Consider the following 14,062-nt stretch of genomic DNA (forward strand, 5'->3'; position numbering starts at 1 on the left):
ATCGGCACGGTCGCGGACACGTCCGCGAGAGCGCCGGCGGCGGCCCGGCCGTCCTGGCATACGAACGTACGGTTGCCCGGCCGCTCGGCCCCGCGGGACAGTACGCCTCACCTGCGGTGCCATCGACGCCGCCGCTCCCCGGACGACACTGAGGAGATCGCGATGGCTCTACGACTCGCCGAGGGCACCTCCTGGTCCGACACGCTCGCCCGGGCGGTGACCGCCACGCCCGAGGCGTTCGGCACCGGCCCCGACGGCACCACCACCCTGCACAACCTCGTCCAGGGCGACTGGCGCGCGCTCGGCACGCCCACCGCCGTGCGCACCCCGGTGGACAACACCGTGCTCGTACACCTGGCCCGGCTCGACGCCGACACGGCCCGCGCCGCCGTGGCCCACGCCGCCACGGCGCACCGGGAGTGGGCGCAGACCCCGCTGGCCGAACGCGTCGCCCGGGTCACCGACGCGCTGGACGCGCTCACCGCGCACCGCGACCTGCTCGCCCTGCTGCTGGTCTGGGAGATCGGCAAGCCGTGGCGGCTGGCGTGCGCCGACGTGGACCGCGCGCTGGACGGCGTGCGCTGGTACGTGCAGGAGATCGAGCGGATGCTCGCCGACGGCCGGGAGCCGCTGCCCGGCCCGGTCAGCAACATCGCCTCCTGGAACTACCCGATGAGCGTGCTGGTGCACGCCGAGCTGGTGCAGTTGCTGGCCGGAAACGCGGTCATCGCCAAGACGCCGTCGCAGGGCGGGGCGGTCTGCCTCACCGTCGCGCACGCGCTGATGCGCCGCGCCGGACTGCCCGCCACGCTGCTGTCCGGCAGCGGCGAGGAACTGTCCGAGGTGCTCGTCCGCGCGCCGGAGATCGGCGCGGTGGCGTTCGTCGGCGGGCGCTCCAACGGCGGCAAGGTCGCCGCCGCGCTGCTCGACTGCGACAAGCGGCACTTCATCGAGCAGGAGGGCCTCAACGCCTGGGGCATCTGGAACTTCTCCCAGTGGGACTCGCTCGCCGCGCACCTGCGCAAGGGCTTCGAGTACGGCAAGCAGCGCTGCACCGCGTACCCCCGGTTCGTGGTCCAGCGCGACCTGGTCGACGAGTTCCTCGACATGTACCTGCCGGTCGTCCGCTCGATCCGGTTCGGCCACCCGCTCGCCGTCGGTGCCGACTGGTCGGCCGGCGACCCGCTGCCCGAGCTGGACTTCGGGCCGCTGATCAGCGCCGCCAAGGCCGACGAGCTGCGACGCAAGGTCGACGAGGCGGTACGCGGCGGCGCCGTGCCGCTGCACCGCGGCAAGCTGGACGGCGCGCCGTTCCTGGACGGGCAGGACACCTCCGCGTACGTCGCCCCGGCCGTGCTGCTGGCCCCACCCGGCCGGTCCCGCCTCATGCACGCCGAGCCGTTCGGCCCGGTGGACACCATCGTCGTGGTGGACACCACCGACGAACTGCTGGCCCAGATGAACGCCTCCAACGGCGCGCTCGTCGCGTCGCTCGCCTGCGACGACGAGGAGCTGGCCGGCAAACTGGCGGTCGACCTCCAGGCGTTCAAGGTGGGCATCAACAAGCCGCGCTCCCGGGGCGACCGGGACGAGCCGTTCGGCGGCCGGGGCGCGTCCTGGAAGGGCGCGTTCGTCGGCGGCGACCTGCTCGTGCAGGCGGTCACGGTGGGCGGTGACGGCCGGCTCTACGGCAACTTCCCCGACTACAGCAGCTACCCGGCCACCTGATCGCACACAGACGGGCGGGGCCCCCGCATCGGGAGCCCCGCCGTGTCACCGTCCTCCGTATCGGAGGTCGGCCCCTGTGGCGCGTGACCGCGCCGGTTCCGGCCGCCGGGCCGTACCCCTCGGGTGTGCCGCGCCGTTGCGGCGCACCTCCGGGGTCCGGCCGGTCGGCCGTCAGCTCAACTCGACCGCTGCGCGGGCACCGTCACCTCGGCCCGCGCGGCCGGCTCGGCCACCGGCCGTGGAGCCAGCGGCAGCGTCGCGGTCAGCACGCCGCCGTCGCGTTCCATCGCCACCGGCCGGTCCAGCCGGCGCAGCGTACGCAGCATCGGCGTGTTCTCGGACTGCACGTGCAGCAGCACGGCGGCGTACCCGGCCCGGTCGGCGTGCCCGACCAGGCGGCGCAGCAGCGCCGAACCGAGGCCCCGCCGCTGCCAGTCGTCGCGGACCAGCAGCGCCGCCTCGGCCTCGTCGCCCTCACCGAGCAGGTTCGCCATCGCCACGACCGGCTCCGCCGCCCCGCCGGAGCCCGCCGTGGCGAGCAGGGTCACGCCCCGGGCCGGCTCCAGCAGCCGGCGCAGCCGGGCCGGCGAGGGGTCCGCCGCCCCGCTCAGGTAGCGCCGCTGCCGGCTGCGCGCCGAGCAGGCGGCGTGCAGATCGCGTACGCCGGGGACGTCCTCGGCGGTCGCGGCCCGCACCGACACCTCGCCGCCGTCCGGCAGCACCAGCGTGATCCGGTCGGCGTCCCGCCGGGCCAGCGTCGCGGCCAGCTCGACCAGGGCCTGCGCGCGGGCGTACTCGGCCGGGGTGAAGCTCGGCTCCCGGCGGTGCAGTTCGTGCGCGCCGCCCGCCGGGTCGGCGAGCACCATCGTGGTGCCGCCCACCCCGCCCGGCGCGGTGGCGGACGCCGGACGCCAGGTCACCGTGTCGGCGCCGAGCAACGTACGCAGCACCTCGCCGGTCGCCTCCGGGTCGCGGACCAGCCGCCCGGCGAGCCCGAGCAGCCGGGTCGGCTCGTCGGCCAGCCCACGAGCCCCGCTGCGCGCGACCCAGCAGTCCCGGCCCCGGCCCCGCTCCACGGCGGCCCGCAGCTCCGCCTCGGTCACCTGCTCGGGCGCGTCGACCAGGAAGTCGTCGACCGCGCCGGCCTCGGTGGTGTGCACCTGCACGCTGAGGATGTTGACCCCGCGCAACGCGAGGCTCGCCGTGAGCACCGACAGGTAGCCCGGCCGGTCGTCCACGGTGGCTCGGATCCGCCACAGCGCCATGGTTGTCTCCCTTCCTCGGCACCGACCATGCCGTCCGCCTGTTGCGGGCCCGTTGCCCCGGGGTGACGCGGGCCGTCCGGTCAGGTGACGGTGGTCACTGACGGTGCGCCGACCAGGTCCAGCCGGTCGCCGAGGATCACCGCGCTGGCGCGGACGAGCTGGGCGAGCCGGTCCACCTCGGTGGAGTGGAACCCGGCGGCGGCGAGTGGCTCGCTGTGGTCGCGGGCGACCACGAGCACCAGCCCGGCCCGGCCGAACGGCGCCACCGCGTAGTGGTGCCCGTCCGGGCTGGTCATCGAGCGCGCCCGCAGCGGGGTGACCTCCGGCAGGCGCGGCGGCGACGGCGCCCGCCAGCTCGCGTGCCCGATCGCGGCGACACCCGCCTCGCCGCTGCGCGAGGCCCAGTCCAGCGGTACGACGGCGGCCACCGCCCAGTCCGCGGCGAGCAGCCCGGGCACCGCGTCGACGAGCGTGGCCACCCCGTCGACCGGGTTCGCCGCCACCTGGGCGAGCAGTTCGGCGTCCTGGCCGGTGGTGGTGGGCGCGCCGATCGCCCGCCACACGCCGTCCACCCGGACGCCGGGGATCGCGGCCAGCCCGGCGAGCATCCGCTCCACCCGCGCCGCACCCGGCCAGACCACGGTGAAGTCGTCCACCGCCCGGCCGCCGAGCCGTTCCAGCACCACCACCTGCACGATGTCCGCGCCGGAGACGCCGAGTGTCCGGGCCACCTGGCCGAGCGTGCCCGGACGGTCCGGCAGGGTCACCCGAACTCTCAGCAGCATGTCTGATCCCCTCCGCTCGGCGGGCCGGCCGAGCGGCCGGCAGGCTGGGGCCCAGCCTGCCGGTTGACCATTTCGCCCCTGTTGCAAGGGCATGTCCCGCCGGGAAAACCCGACCTTGACAACAAAGCTGAGCTGCCATCAACTAATCGGATGACCGATCCGGCCGCCGATGTCGCCGCGCCCTCGACCGGTCCGGCCCCGCGCGGGCTCGACCTCGACCGGCTCGCCACCCACCTGGCCGTCCACCGGCCGGACCTGAGCGGGCCGCTGTCGGCGCGGCTGATCGCCGGCGGCAAGTCCAACCTCACCTACCTGCTGCGCGCCGGTGACCGCGAGGTGGTGCTGCGCCGGCCACCGCTCGGGCACGTGCTGGCCACCGCGCACGACATGGCCCGCGAGCACCGGGTGATCTCGGCGCTCGCGCCGACCGGCGTACCGGTGCCGGAGGCGCTGCTGCTCTGCGCCGACGAGAGCGTCATCGGCGCACCGTTCTACCTGATGGCGAAGGTCGACGGCGAGGTCTACCGGCGGCGGGAGCAGACCGACGCGCTCACCGCCGCGCAGCGGCGCGACCTCGCCATGGCGATGATGGACACGCTCGCCACGCTGCACCGGGTCGAGCCGGCCGAGGTGGGGCTGGCCGACTTCGGCCGCCCGGAGGGCTACCTGGCCCGGCAGGTACGCCGCTGGGGCGGCCAGCTCGACCGGTCCCGCAGCCGGCCGCTGCCGGGCATCGACGAGCTGCGCGGCGCGCTGGCCGCCAGCGTGCCCGAGGGCGCGAACGCGGGCCGGATCGTGCACGGCGACTACCGGCTGGACAACCTGCTCGCCACCGTCGACCCGGTGGCGGTGCGGGCCGTGCTCGACTGGGAGATGGCCACGCTCGGCGACCCGCTGGCCGACCTCGGGCTGCTGCTGACGTACTGGGACGTGCTCGGCGACAGCGACCACGGCGAGGGCAACCCGGTGGCCGACGGCATCGGCCCGCGCGCCGGCTTCCCCACCGGCGCCGAGCTGATCGAGCGGTACGCCGGGCGCAGCGACGTCGACGTCGGCCCGCTGCACTGGCACGTGGCGCTCGGCTGTTTCAAGCTCGCGGTGATCTGCGAGGGCATCCACTACCGGCACACGCTCGGGCAGACGCTGGGCGAGGGTTTCGACCGGATCGGCGACATGGTGGCGCCGCTCGTGGCACACGGGCTGCGCGCGGTGAGGGAGAGCTAGATGGAGTTCGCGTACGACGACCGGACGGTCGAGCTGCGGCAGCGGCTGGAGGCGTTCCTCACCGAGTGCGTGTACCCGGCCGAGCCGGTGCACCACGAGCAGGTGCTCGCCGCCGGTGACCCGTGGGCCCGCCCGCCGGTGATGGAGGAACTGAAGGCGCAGGCGCGGGAGCGCGGCCTGTGGAACCTGTTCCTGCCCGACGCCCGCTACGGCGCCGGCCTGACCAACCTCCAGTACGCGCCGCTGGCCGAGCTGACCGGCCGCAGCCCGCACCTGGCGCCGGAGGCGCTCAACTGCGCCGCGCCGGACACCGGCAACATGGAGCTGCTGGCCGAGTTCGGCTCCGAGGCGCAGCGCAAGCAGTGGCTCACGCCGCTGCTGGCCGGCGAGATCCGGTCCGCGTTCTGCATGACCGAGCCGGAGGTGGCGTCCTCCGACGCGACGAACATCGCCACCCGGATCGTCCGCGACGGCGACCACTACGTGATCAACGGCCGCAAGTGGTGGTCGTCCGGGGCGATGGACCCGCGCTGCGAGATCTTCATCGTGATGGGCAAGACCGACCCGGACGCCGACCGGCACCGCCAGCAGACCATGATCCTGGTCCCCCGGGACACCCCCGGCGTGACGGTACGCCGCGGGATGCGGGTCTTCGGCTACAGCGACGCCCCGCACGGCGGGCACGCCGAGATCGACTTTTCAGACGTACGGGTGCCGGTGGACAACCTGGTCGGCGAGGAGGGCACCGGGTTCGCCATCGCCCAGGCCCGGCTCGGCCCCGGCCGGATCCACCACTGCATGCGCCTGGTCGGCATGGCCGAGCGGGCCCTGGAGCTGCTCTGCCGGCGCGTGCTCGACCGGGTCGCGTTCGGCCGCCCGCTCGCCGAGCAGGGCGTGGTACGCGAGTGGATCGCCGAGTCGCGGGTCCGGATCGAGCAGGCCCGCCTGCTGGTGCTCAAGACCGCGTGGCTGATGGACACCGTCGGCAACAAGGGCGCGCACACCGAGATCCAGGCCATCAAGATCGCTACCCCGCTGATGGCCGAATGGGTGATCGACAAGGCCATCCAGGCGTACGGCGGGGCCGGGGTCAGCCAGGACACCCCGCTGGCCGAGCTGTGGGCGCAGGCTCGCACGCTGCGCCTGGCCGACGGCCCGGACGAGGTCCACCGCGCCTCGCTGGCCCGCCGGGAGCTGCGCCGCCACTCCTGACCGGCGCCCCGCACGGGGTGGGTCAGGCGGAGGCCCGGTGGACGAGTTCGGTGTCCAGCAGCACGTGCGGCGAAGGGACCTCCTCGCCCCGGATGCGGGAGACCAGCAGCCGGGCCATCTGCCGGCCCATCTCCTCCACCGGCTGGAACACCGTGGTCAGCGGCGGCTCGGCCTGGCGCGCGATCGGGGCGTCGTCGAAGCCGATCACCGCCACGTCCTCGGGCACCCGGCGGCCGGCCTCGCGCAACGCGCGCAGCGCGCCGAACGCCATCAGGTCGGAGGCGACGAACACCGCGTCCAGCTCCGGGCAGACGTCGAGCAGCCGGCGCATGGCAGCGGTGCCGCTGCCCTCGCTGAAGTCCCCGTACGCGATCAGGCCCGGGTCGACGCGGACGCCGGACGCGCGCACGGCCTCCTGGTAGCCGGAGAGCCGGGCCAGGCCGGCGCCCATGTCCTGCGGGCCGGCGATGGTCGCCACCCGCCGGCGGCCCTGGCGGAACAGGTGCTCCACCGCCTGGCGCGCGCCGCCCACGTTGTCCATGTCGACGAACCAGGCCGGCTGCGCGTTCGGGTGCAGCATCCGGGCCGGCCGGCCGCCGAGCACAGTCGGCAGCCCGCGCTCCTCCAGCAGCGTGGGCAGCGGGTCGGCGTCGTGCAGCGAGAGCAGGAGTACGCCGTCCACGTGCTGGTTGGTCAGGTGGTGCTCGACCCGTTCCCGCTCGATCGGCGACTGCACCATGGCCAGCCAGAGCTGCATGGGCGTCTCCACCAGCCCGGAGCTGACACCCCGGACGATGGCCGCGAAGAACGGCTCGGTGAAGACCCGCTCCCCCGACTCGGAGACGACCAGGGCCACCGAGTCGGTCCGCTGGGTGACCAGCGCACGGGCGGCGCGGTTCGGCACGTACCCCAGCTCGGCGATGGCCTGCTGGACGGCGGCCCGGGCCTCCGGGCTGACCTGCGGCGAGCCGTTGACCACGCGGGAGACCGTGCCGCGCCCGACGCCGGCGCGGGCCGCGACCGCGTCGAGGGTCGGACGCCCGAGCGAGCGGGTGCGCTGCGTTGTCATCGTCTGTTGCTCCTCCGACGGTCGGGCGGACCCGGCACCGATTGAGGCGTCGGCGCCGGGCCGCCCGTTACTGGCTGGCCCAGCTTATTGTGCGGGCAGTCCGTTGCGTCGGATCACGTCGGCGTACCACCTGGCGCTGGACTTCGCGATCCGGGCCTGGCTGTCGTAGTCGACATAGACCATGCCGAACCGCTTCGTGTAGCCCCAGGCCCACTCGAAGTTGTCCATCAGCGACCAGGCGAAGTAGCCCTTGAGCGGCACCCCGGCCTCGATCGCGGCGTGCGCCGCGCGCAGGTGCGCGGCGAAGTAGGCCAGCCGGTCCGGGTCGTCCACCCGGCCGTCGACGAGTTCGTCGACGAACGCCGAGCCGTTCTCGGTGACGTAGAGCGGCAGGTCGGTGTACTCCCGGTGGACCCGCTCCAGCGTCTCCACCAGGCCCGGGGCGTCGATCTCCCAGTTCATGTCAGTCACCGGGACACCCCGGGTGACGAACCGGACGTCCTCGCTGCCCGGCCAGCAGGACTGCGCCCGCCAGTAGGGCTCCGGCTCCGCGCCCTCGACCGGCGCGGCGACCACGTGCCGGCTGTAGTAGTTGACCCCGACCATGTCCAGCGGCGTGGAGATGGTCGCCAGGTCACCGTCGCGCACGTGCCCCATGTCGGTGACCTGGCGCAGGTCCGCGACGAGATCCGCCGGGTACGCGCCGCGCAGCACCGGGTCCAGGAAGAACCGGTTCGCCAGCGCGTCGATCCGGCGGGCCGCGTCGGCGTCCGCCGCCGATCCGCTCGCCGGGGTCACCGGGTACAGGTTGACGGTGATGCCGAGCTGCGCCTCCGGGCGGACCGCGCGGACCGCCTGCACGGCCAGGCCGTGCCCGAGCATCAGGTGGTGCCCGGCCCGGACCGCGTCCGCGCCGTCGGAGCGGCCCGGCGCGTGCACGCCGGAGCCGTAGCCGAGGAACGCCGAGCACCACGGCTCGTTCAGCGTGGTGAAGTACTTCACCCGGTCACCGAGCGCCTCGGCGACCAGGTGGGCGTACTCGGCGAAGCGGCCGGCGGTGTCGCGGGCCGGCCAGCCGCCCGCGTCCTCCAGCGGCTGCGGCAGATCCCAGTGGTAGAGCGTCAGCCAGGGCTCGATGCCGTGGCCGAGCAGCTCGTCGATCAACCGGCGGTAGAAGTCCATGCCCTCCTGGTTGATCCCGCCGCTACCGCCCGGCTGCACCCGCGGCCAGCTCACCGAGAAGCGGTACGACCGCAGGCCCAGGTCGGCCATCAGCCGCACGTCGTCCGGCATCCGGTGGTAGTGGTCGCACGCCACGTCGCCGGTGTGCCCGGCCACCGTCCGGCCCTCGGTGTGGCTGAAGGTGTCCCAGATCGACGGGGCACGGCCGCCCTCCGTCGCCGCGCCCTCGATCTGGTACGCGGCGGTGGCCGCGCCCCAGAGGAAGTCGGGCGGGAAGGTGAGGGCCGGACCGGCGTCGAGGACGCCGACGGCGGGCGGGCTTGCTGGGTTGCTCACGACTTGACGGCGCCTTCCATGATGCCGCCGATGATCTGGCGGCCGAACAGAACGAACACGATGAACAGGGGCAGGGTCGCGATCAACGTACCGGCGAAGATCTGCGAGTTGTCGGCGAAGTAGGCGGTGTTGAGGCTGCGCAGCGAGATCTGGACGGTCGGGTTGGACGGGTCCGCCAGCACCACGAACGGCCAGAAGAACTGGTTCCACTGCTCCATGAAGGTCAGCAGGCCGAGCACCGCGGCGGCCGGACGCAGGGCGGGTGCCACCACGTGCCAGTACACCCGCCAGGTGGAGCAGCCGTCCACCCGGGCGGCCTCGATCAACTCGTTCGGTACCGCCTGCTCGGCGTACTGGCGCATCATGAAGATGCCGAAGCCGCCGATCAGGAACGGAACGGTCACCGACGGCATGGTGTTCAGCCAGTCGAGCTTGGCCATCAGGATGTACAGCGGCAGCACGCCCAGCTGGATCGGCACCATCATCGAGGTGAGGATGATCAGCAGCAGCGCGTTCTTGCCCCGGAAGCGGAGCTTGGCGAACGCGAAGCCGGCCAGCGAGCCGAAGAACACCGTCGCGACGGTGATCGTCCCGGAGACCAGGAACGAGTTCATCAGGCCCTTGACGATGTTGGCGTCGCTGTTGGCGAGCACCCGCTCGATGTTCTCGCCGAGCTTGCCGCCGGGCAGGAACGGCGGCGGCCACGAGTTGGCCGCGTCGTTCGTCCGGCTGGCGATCACGATCATCCAGTAGAACGGGAACAGGGACAGCAGCACGCCGAAGATCAGACCGATCATGGTGAGCGGGCTGGCCTTCCAGAGCCGCTCGGCCTGGTGGGTGGTCTTCACCGGCGGGCTCTGCCGGGTGGGCGGGCGGACGGCGGTGGTCGTCATCTCGTCACCTCACTTGTCGGAGCTGATGCGGCGGGCGAGCAGGTAGTTGATCGCCGACATCAACGCGATGAGCACGAAGAGCACGAGCGCGACCGCTCCGGCGTAGCCCCACCGGAAGCGCTGGTTCATCACGTCGAGCAGGTACATCGTGATGGTCTGGAACTGACCCTCCGAACCACCGGAGAGGCCGCCCGAGCCGCTGGTGAACAGCAGGGGCTCGGTGAACAGCTGGAGGCCGCCGATGGTGGAGATGATCAGCGTGAAGATGATCGTGGGGCGCAGCTGCGGGACCGTGATGGACCAGAACTGGCGCCGCCGGGAGGCGCCGTCGAGCGCCGCGGCCTCGTACATGTCCTTGCTGATCGACTGCATGGCGGCCAGGTAGATCAGCGCGTTGTAGCCGACCCACCGCCAGTCGACCATGGTGGAGATGGCGAACCAGGACGCGAAGCGGTTCGCCCGCCAGTCGATCGGGTCCAGGCCGACGCTGTCGAGCAGCCAGTTGACCAGGCCGAAGTCCTTGGCGTAGATCATCGAGAAGATCAGCGCGACCACGGCGGTCGAGGTGATGATCGGCATCGCGATGGCCATCCGGAAGAACGTCTGCGCGCGCAGCTTCCGGTTGAGCGCGTTGGCGAGCATCAGCGCCAGCAGCAGCTGGGGCACCGTGGAGAGCAGGAACATGCCGAACGTGTTGACCACCGCGTTCCAGAACTGCGGGTCCTGGGTGATCAGCTCGACGAAGTTGTCCATCCCGACGAAGGAGATCGTCGAGTTCAGCGGCGACCGGTCGGTCAGCGCGATCCAGACCGTGTACGCGATCGGGTACACGCCGAACACGGCGAAGATCACGAAGAACGGCAGGACGTACAGGTACGGCGAGTACTTCAGGTCCAGGCGCGTCAGCGAGGCGGCACGGCGGCGCGAGTGACGGGCGGCGCGCGGCGGGCCGGGATCGGGCGGCGCCGCGGCGTGCAGGTCGAGGCTCATGGGGAGTCCTTCTCCTCAGCCGGCGTCACCCGCCACACGGGCGACGCCGGACTCTGCGGGCACCGCGGGTGGCGCCGGCAGCCGGGCTGCCGACGCCACCCGCGGGCGGCTCAACCGGTCACTTACCGGCGGCCGCACCGTTCTTGAGGGCCGTCTGCCACTGCTCGCCGGCCGACTTGCCCTGCTCCACGGCGCGCAGGCTGTTCTCCACCGCGGTGCGGACCGCGTTGTTCTTCGGGCCGAGGTAGACCGGCTTCAGCTCGGTGGCGCCGGCGGCGAAGATCTTGCCGACCGGGGCCTTGCTGAAGTAGTCGTTGGTCGAGTCGGCCACGGCCGGGTCGGTGAGCGCCTGCGGGTTCGAAGGCAGGTTGCCGACCGCCTTGTACGCGCCGATCTGGCCCTTGGCGCTGGTCAGGAACTTGGCCAGCTCCGCGGCCTCCTTCTGGTGCTTGCTCGACTTCGGCACGCCGAGGAAGGAGCCGCCCCAGTTGCCACCGGCGCCCGGCGCCTTGGCGATGTCCCACTTGCCGGCCGCCGCGTCACCGGCCTGGCCCTTGATGACACCGGTCATCCAGGCGGGGCAGGCGATGGTGGCGAAGGTGCCGTTCTTGAAGCCGGCGTTCCACTCGTTGGAGAACGACTGGAGGTTGTTGGACAGCCCGGCGGCGATCATCTTGGTGGTGAGGTCGTACGCCGTCTTCACGTCCGGGTTCTGGTCGATGACCATCTTGTTGCTCTTGTCGTAGTACGTGTAGCCGGTGCCCTGGCCCGCGACCTGCATCAGCACCACGTTGTAGAAGTTGGTCGCCGAGTCGACGAACTTGTGCTTCTTGTCGGCGGCGGCGAACTTCTGGCCGGTGGCGATGAACTCGTCCCAGGTCGGCCAGAGCGCGCCGACCTGCTCGCGGTCGGTGGGCAGCCCGGCGGCCTTGAACAGGTCGCTGCGGTAGCACAGCGCCATCGAGCCGACGTCGGTGCCGAGGCCCAGCACCTTGCCGTCGGGGGTGGTGCCCTGCTCCCACTTCCACGGCAGGAAGTTGCCCTTGAGGTCGTTCGCGCCGTGGTCGGCGAGGTTCACGAACTTGTCGGCCTGCGCGTAGAACTGGACGATCGTGCCCTCTTCCAGGGCCACCACGTCGCCGGCGCCCGAGCCGGCGGTGATCTGCTGGGTGAGGCGGGTGTTGTAGTCACCGAGGCCGAGGCCCTTGCCCCGCTCCTGGATCTTGACGTTCGTGTGCTCCGCCTCGTACTGCTTGTACAGCTCTTCGTAGCCGAAGCCCTGGTCGCCGAAGACGTCGACGACCAGGGTGATCGGGCCGCCGCCGCTGCCGCTGTCGCCGCTGTCCGAGTCGTCGCCGCAGGCGGCGGTGGTGCCGAGCACGACGACGGACGCGAGCGCGATGGCCGCGAAGCGCCGACGACGGATTGGGACGCTCATCCGAGACCCCTCTTTCGGTGGTGAGGCGATATCTGCTGTGTGGTGGGGGGTGCGTTTCGCGCGGGCCGGAGCGGGCAGGAGGGAGATCCGCACCACTCTCGGGAGCGCTCCCATGAGGTTGCCGGGAGGTGACAGGGGTGTCAATAGACCATTGGGAGCGTTCCCATTTCGTTACCGCGTCGGCGCGCGGCCCCGGTCCGAGGGCCGCCGCCTCAGCGGTGCGGGCCTCGCTCGGTCAGCGGCGCGGTGGTTGCTTCCGGCGCTGCGGTGGCCGGTTGCTCAGCAGCAGCGGCGCAGTAGGACGGTGGCGCGGTCCGGGTCGAACACGGCCGGATCGAACGCCGGGCCGGCCCACTCCCGCATGGCCGGGTGCTCCGGATGCCCGGGGTCGGCGAGCGCGGCCAGCAGGACCGCGTACCCGGCCGGACCGCCCACGTCCTCCGGCGGGCAGGCCCGCTCCCCGTCCAGGCACAGCGGGTAGCGCTCGTCCGGGTCGGCGGCGCAGCAGTCCTCCACCACCAGGTCGTGCTCCCACCAGTCGCCGAAGTCGTAGGTGTAGCGGAACCGGTCGCCCTTGCCCACGAGCGCGTCCAGTCGGACGTCCAGCTCGTCGCGCAACGACAGCTCGCCGTCCGGGTCGGGCTCGCCGTACTGCCGGCCGTCGACGTCGAACGAGTGCAGGTGGCAGTCGCGCCAGCCCATCGCGTGCTGGATCACCCGGTGCAGCCGGTCCAGCGTGTAGCCGCCGGGCACCAGCACCCGCCGCCACACCGGTGGCCGGACGCCGGCCAGCGACACCATGAGCTGGAAGATCTGACGCGACACGACGTCCCATCCTTCCTGGGCATAGGCTGCCTGCATGATCTGCCGAGCCTGCCGGGAACGGCGGCACGACGACTGTCCTGGCCGGAAGTGGTGCGACTGCCAGCACCGTACCCCCGAACCCACCCCTCCGGTCACCGGTCCGGCCGGCGAATGACCGTCGGAACCCCGATCGAACGGATCTGGCCCGCACCCGTCACCGGTGCGCTGACCGATCCGCAGCTCACCGCGCTCTACGCCCGGGCGGACCGCCCGCACCTGCGGGTCAACTTCGTCGCCAGCGCCGACGGTGCGGTCACTCTGGACGGCTACTCCGCAGGGCTCTCCGGCGAGCCGGACAAGCGGGTCTTCGGGCTGCTGCGGATGCTCTGCGACGGTCTCGTGGTGGCCGCCGGCACGCTGCGGCACGAGGGTTACCGGGCGGTGCGGCTGAGCCCGGAACGCCGGGCCTGGCGTCGCGAGCAGGAGCTGGCCGAGTATCCGACGCTGGTGGTCGTCTCCGGTTCACTCGACCTCGACCCGGCGCAGGCCGCGTTCGCCGACGCCCCGGTCCGGCCGGTCGTGCTCACCCACGCCGACGCCGTACCGCCGCCCGGGCTGACCGACGTCGCCGACCTGGTCCGCTGCGGCACCGACCGGGTCGACCTCGCCGCGGGCCTGGCCGAGCTGCGCCGGCGCGGACTCGACCAGTTGCTCTGCGAGGGCGGCCCGCACCTGTTCGGCGCGCTCACCGCCGCCGACCTGGTCGACGAGCTGTGCCTGACCGTGGCGCCGCTGCTCGCCGGCGCCGGTCCGGGCCGGATCACCGCCGGGGACGCCGGCGTCCCGCGTCACCTGCCGCTGCGACACGTGCTGGTCGCCGCCGACGGGGTGCTGATGCTGCGCTACGCCCGCGACCCCGCCGAGACACCGCCCGCCTGACCCGCCCACGGCCCACGGCTCGCGAGATCTTGGTAGCAAACGGCCCCTATAGGGGCCCTTTCGTACCAAAATCTCCGCGCCGTCCTGACAAGCGGCGGGCGAAAGGAGATGGCGAACGTGGAGGAAACGCACGCATCGTGATCGGGCGGATCCGGGTGGCTACCGTTCGGCGCACGGGTGACGTGGCGTCCGCCGCG

The 14,062-nt window shown here is 72.6% G+C and carries 12 protein-coding genes; 4 read left to right on the top strand and 8 right to left on the bottom strand.

Annotated elements, in window-relative coordinates; translation table 11 throughout:
* Positions 1–162 precede the first annotated feature (162 nt).
* Positions 163–1,728 carry an aldehyde dehydrogenase family protein gene (locus ACN27C_RS31365; RefSeq protein ID WP_358192294.1) on the top strand — a complete coding sequence of 522 codons (1,566 nt, stop codon included), beginning with the start codon at positions 163–165 and terminating at the stop codon, positions 1,726–1,728.
* Positions 1,729–1,904: 176 nt separating this feature from the next.
* Here the strand turns inward: ACN27C_RS31365 and ACN27C_RS31370 are convergent, their stop codons facing one another.
* Together ACN27C_RS31370 and ACN27C_RS31375 are read right to left on the bottom strand one after the other, a co-directional pair.
* A complete protein-coding gene (locus ACN27C_RS31370; protein ID WP_357799121.1) occupies positions 1,905–2,993 on the bottom strand; it encodes a GNAT family N-acetyltransferase in 1,089 nt (362 codons plus the stop codon).
* 80 nt (positions 2,994–3,073) lie between these two features.
* Entirely contained in the window at positions 3,074–3,778 is a 705-nt protein-coding gene (locus ACN27C_RS31375) for an amino acid-binding protein (RefSeq protein WP_120570959.1), read from the bottom strand.
* Between the two features lie 150 nt (positions 3,779–3,928).
* On the opposite strand from ACN27C_RS31375, the gene ACN27C_RS31380 reads away from it, so the two are divergent.
* Together ACN27C_RS31380 and ACN27C_RS31385 are read left to right on the top strand one after the other, a co-directional pair.
* Positions 3,929–5,002, top strand: a complete 1,074-nt coding sequence (locus ACN27C_RS31380; protein ID WP_422749935.1) for a phosphotransferase family protein — start codon at positions 3,929–3,931, stop codon at positions 5,000–5,002.
* On the top strand, positions 5,003–6,214 hold the full coding sequence (locus tag ACN27C_RS31385; RefSeq protein WP_422749937.1) for an acyl-CoA dehydrogenase family protein: 1,212 nt from the start codon (positions 5,003–5,005) through the stop codon (positions 6,212–6,214).
* Positions 6,215–6,236: 22 nt separating this feature from the next.
* Here ACN27C_RS31385 and ACN27C_RS31390 read toward each other — a convergent pair whose 3' ends face one another.
* The 6 genes from ACN27C_RS31390 to ACN27C_RS31415 form a co-directional block, all read right to left on the bottom strand.
* Positions 6,237–7,283: a LacI family DNA-binding transcriptional regulator gene (locus tag ACN27C_RS31390; protein WP_120570962.1), complete on the bottom strand. Its 1,047-nt coding sequence runs from the start codon at positions 7,281–7,283 to the stop codon at positions 6,237–6,239.
* 84 nt (positions 7,284–7,367) lie between these two features.
* Positions 7,368–8,801: a GH1 family beta-glucosidase gene (locus ACN27C_RS31395; protein WP_120570963.1), complete on the bottom strand. Its 1,434-nt coding sequence runs from the start codon at positions 8,799–8,801 to the stop codon at positions 7,368–7,370.
* Positions 8,798–9,598, bottom strand: coding sequence for a carbohydrate ABC transporter permease (locus ACN27C_RS31400; RefSeq protein ID WP_199733042.1), 801 nt, complete (start codon positions 9,596–9,598; stop codon positions 8,798–8,800). The genes ACN27C_RS31395 and ACN27C_RS31400 overlap by 4 nt, the downstream gene beginning before the upstream one ends.
* Positions 9,599–9,703: 105 nt before the next feature.
* Positions 9,704–10,684 carry a carbohydrate ABC transporter permease gene (locus ACN27C_RS31405; RefSeq protein ID WP_120570965.1) on the bottom strand — a complete coding sequence of 327 codons (981 nt, stop codon included), beginning with the start codon at positions 10,682–10,684 and terminating at the stop codon, positions 9,704–9,706.
* A 118-nt stretch (positions 10,685–10,802) separates the two neighbouring features.
* Positions 10,803–12,122 carry an ABC transporter substrate-binding protein gene (locus tag ACN27C_RS31410; protein WP_120570966.1) on the bottom strand — a complete coding sequence of 440 codons (1,320 nt, stop codon included), beginning with the start codon at positions 12,120–12,122 and terminating at the stop codon, positions 10,803–10,805.
* A 279-nt stretch (positions 12,123–12,401) separates the two neighbouring features.
* Positions 12,402–12,947, bottom strand: coding sequence for a plasmid pRiA4b ORF-3 family protein (locus ACN27C_RS31415; RefSeq protein ID WP_199733041.1), 546 nt, complete (start codon positions 12,945–12,947; stop codon positions 12,402–12,404).
* Between the two features lie 150 nt (positions 12,948–13,097).
* Between ACN27C_RS31415 and ACN27C_RS31420 the strand changes: the two genes are divergently transcribed.
* On the top strand, positions 13,098–13,865 hold the full coding sequence (locus ACN27C_RS31420; RefSeq protein WP_422749940.1) for a pyrimidine reductase family protein: 768 nt from the start codon (positions 13,098–13,100) through the stop codon (positions 13,863–13,865).
* The last annotated feature ends 197 nt before the right edge of the window (positions 13,866–14,062 follow it).

Source organism: Micromonospora sp. WMMD1219 (assembly GCF_049315215.1).
Classification (GTDB): Bacteria; Actinomycetota; Actinomycetes; order Mycobacteriales; family Micromonosporaceae; genus Micromonospora; species Micromonospora tulbaghiae.

Bases quoted from the DNA above. Each gene is read 5' to 3' on its own strand.
- ACN27C_RS31365 (WP_358192294.1), top strand. From the start codon at position 163: ATGGCTCTACGACTCGCCGAGGGCACCTCCTGGTCCGACACGCTCGCC.
- ACN27C_RS31370 (WP_357799121.1), bottom strand. From the start codon at position 2,993: ATGGCGCTGTGGCGGATCCGAGCCACCGTGGACGACCGGCCGGGCTAC.
- ACN27C_RS31375 (WP_120570959.1), bottom strand. From the start codon at position 3,778: ATGCTGCTGAGAGTTCGGGTGACCCTGCCGGACCGTCCGGGCACGCTC.
- ACN27C_RS31380 (WP_422749935.1), top strand. From the start codon at position 3,929: ATGACCGATCCGGCCGCCGATGTCGCCGCGCCCTCGACCGGTCCGGCC.
- ACN27C_RS31385 (WP_422749937.1), top strand. From the start codon at position 5,003: ATGGAGTTCGCGTACGACGACCGGACGGTCGAGCTGCGGCAGCGGCTG.
- ACN27C_RS31390 (WP_120570962.1), bottom strand. From the start codon at position 7,283: ATGACAACGCAGCGCACCCGCTCGCTCGGGCGTCCGACCCTCGACGCG.
- ACN27C_RS31400 (WP_199733042.1), bottom strand. From the start codon at position 9,598: ATGATCGGTCTGATCTTCGGCGTGCTGCTGTCCCTGTTCCCGTTCTAC.
- ACN27C_RS31405 (WP_120570965.1), bottom strand. From the start codon at position 10,684: ATGAGCCTCGACCTGCACGCCGCGGCGCCGCCCGATCCCGGCCCGCCG.
- ACN27C_RS31410 (WP_120570966.1), bottom strand. From the start codon at position 12,122: ATGAGCGTCCCAATCCGTCGTCGGCGCTTCGCGGCCATCGCGCTCGCG.
- ACN27C_RS31420 (WP_422749940.1), top strand. From the start codon at position 13,098: ATGACCGTCGGAACCCCGATCGAACGGATCTGGCCCGCACCCGTCACC.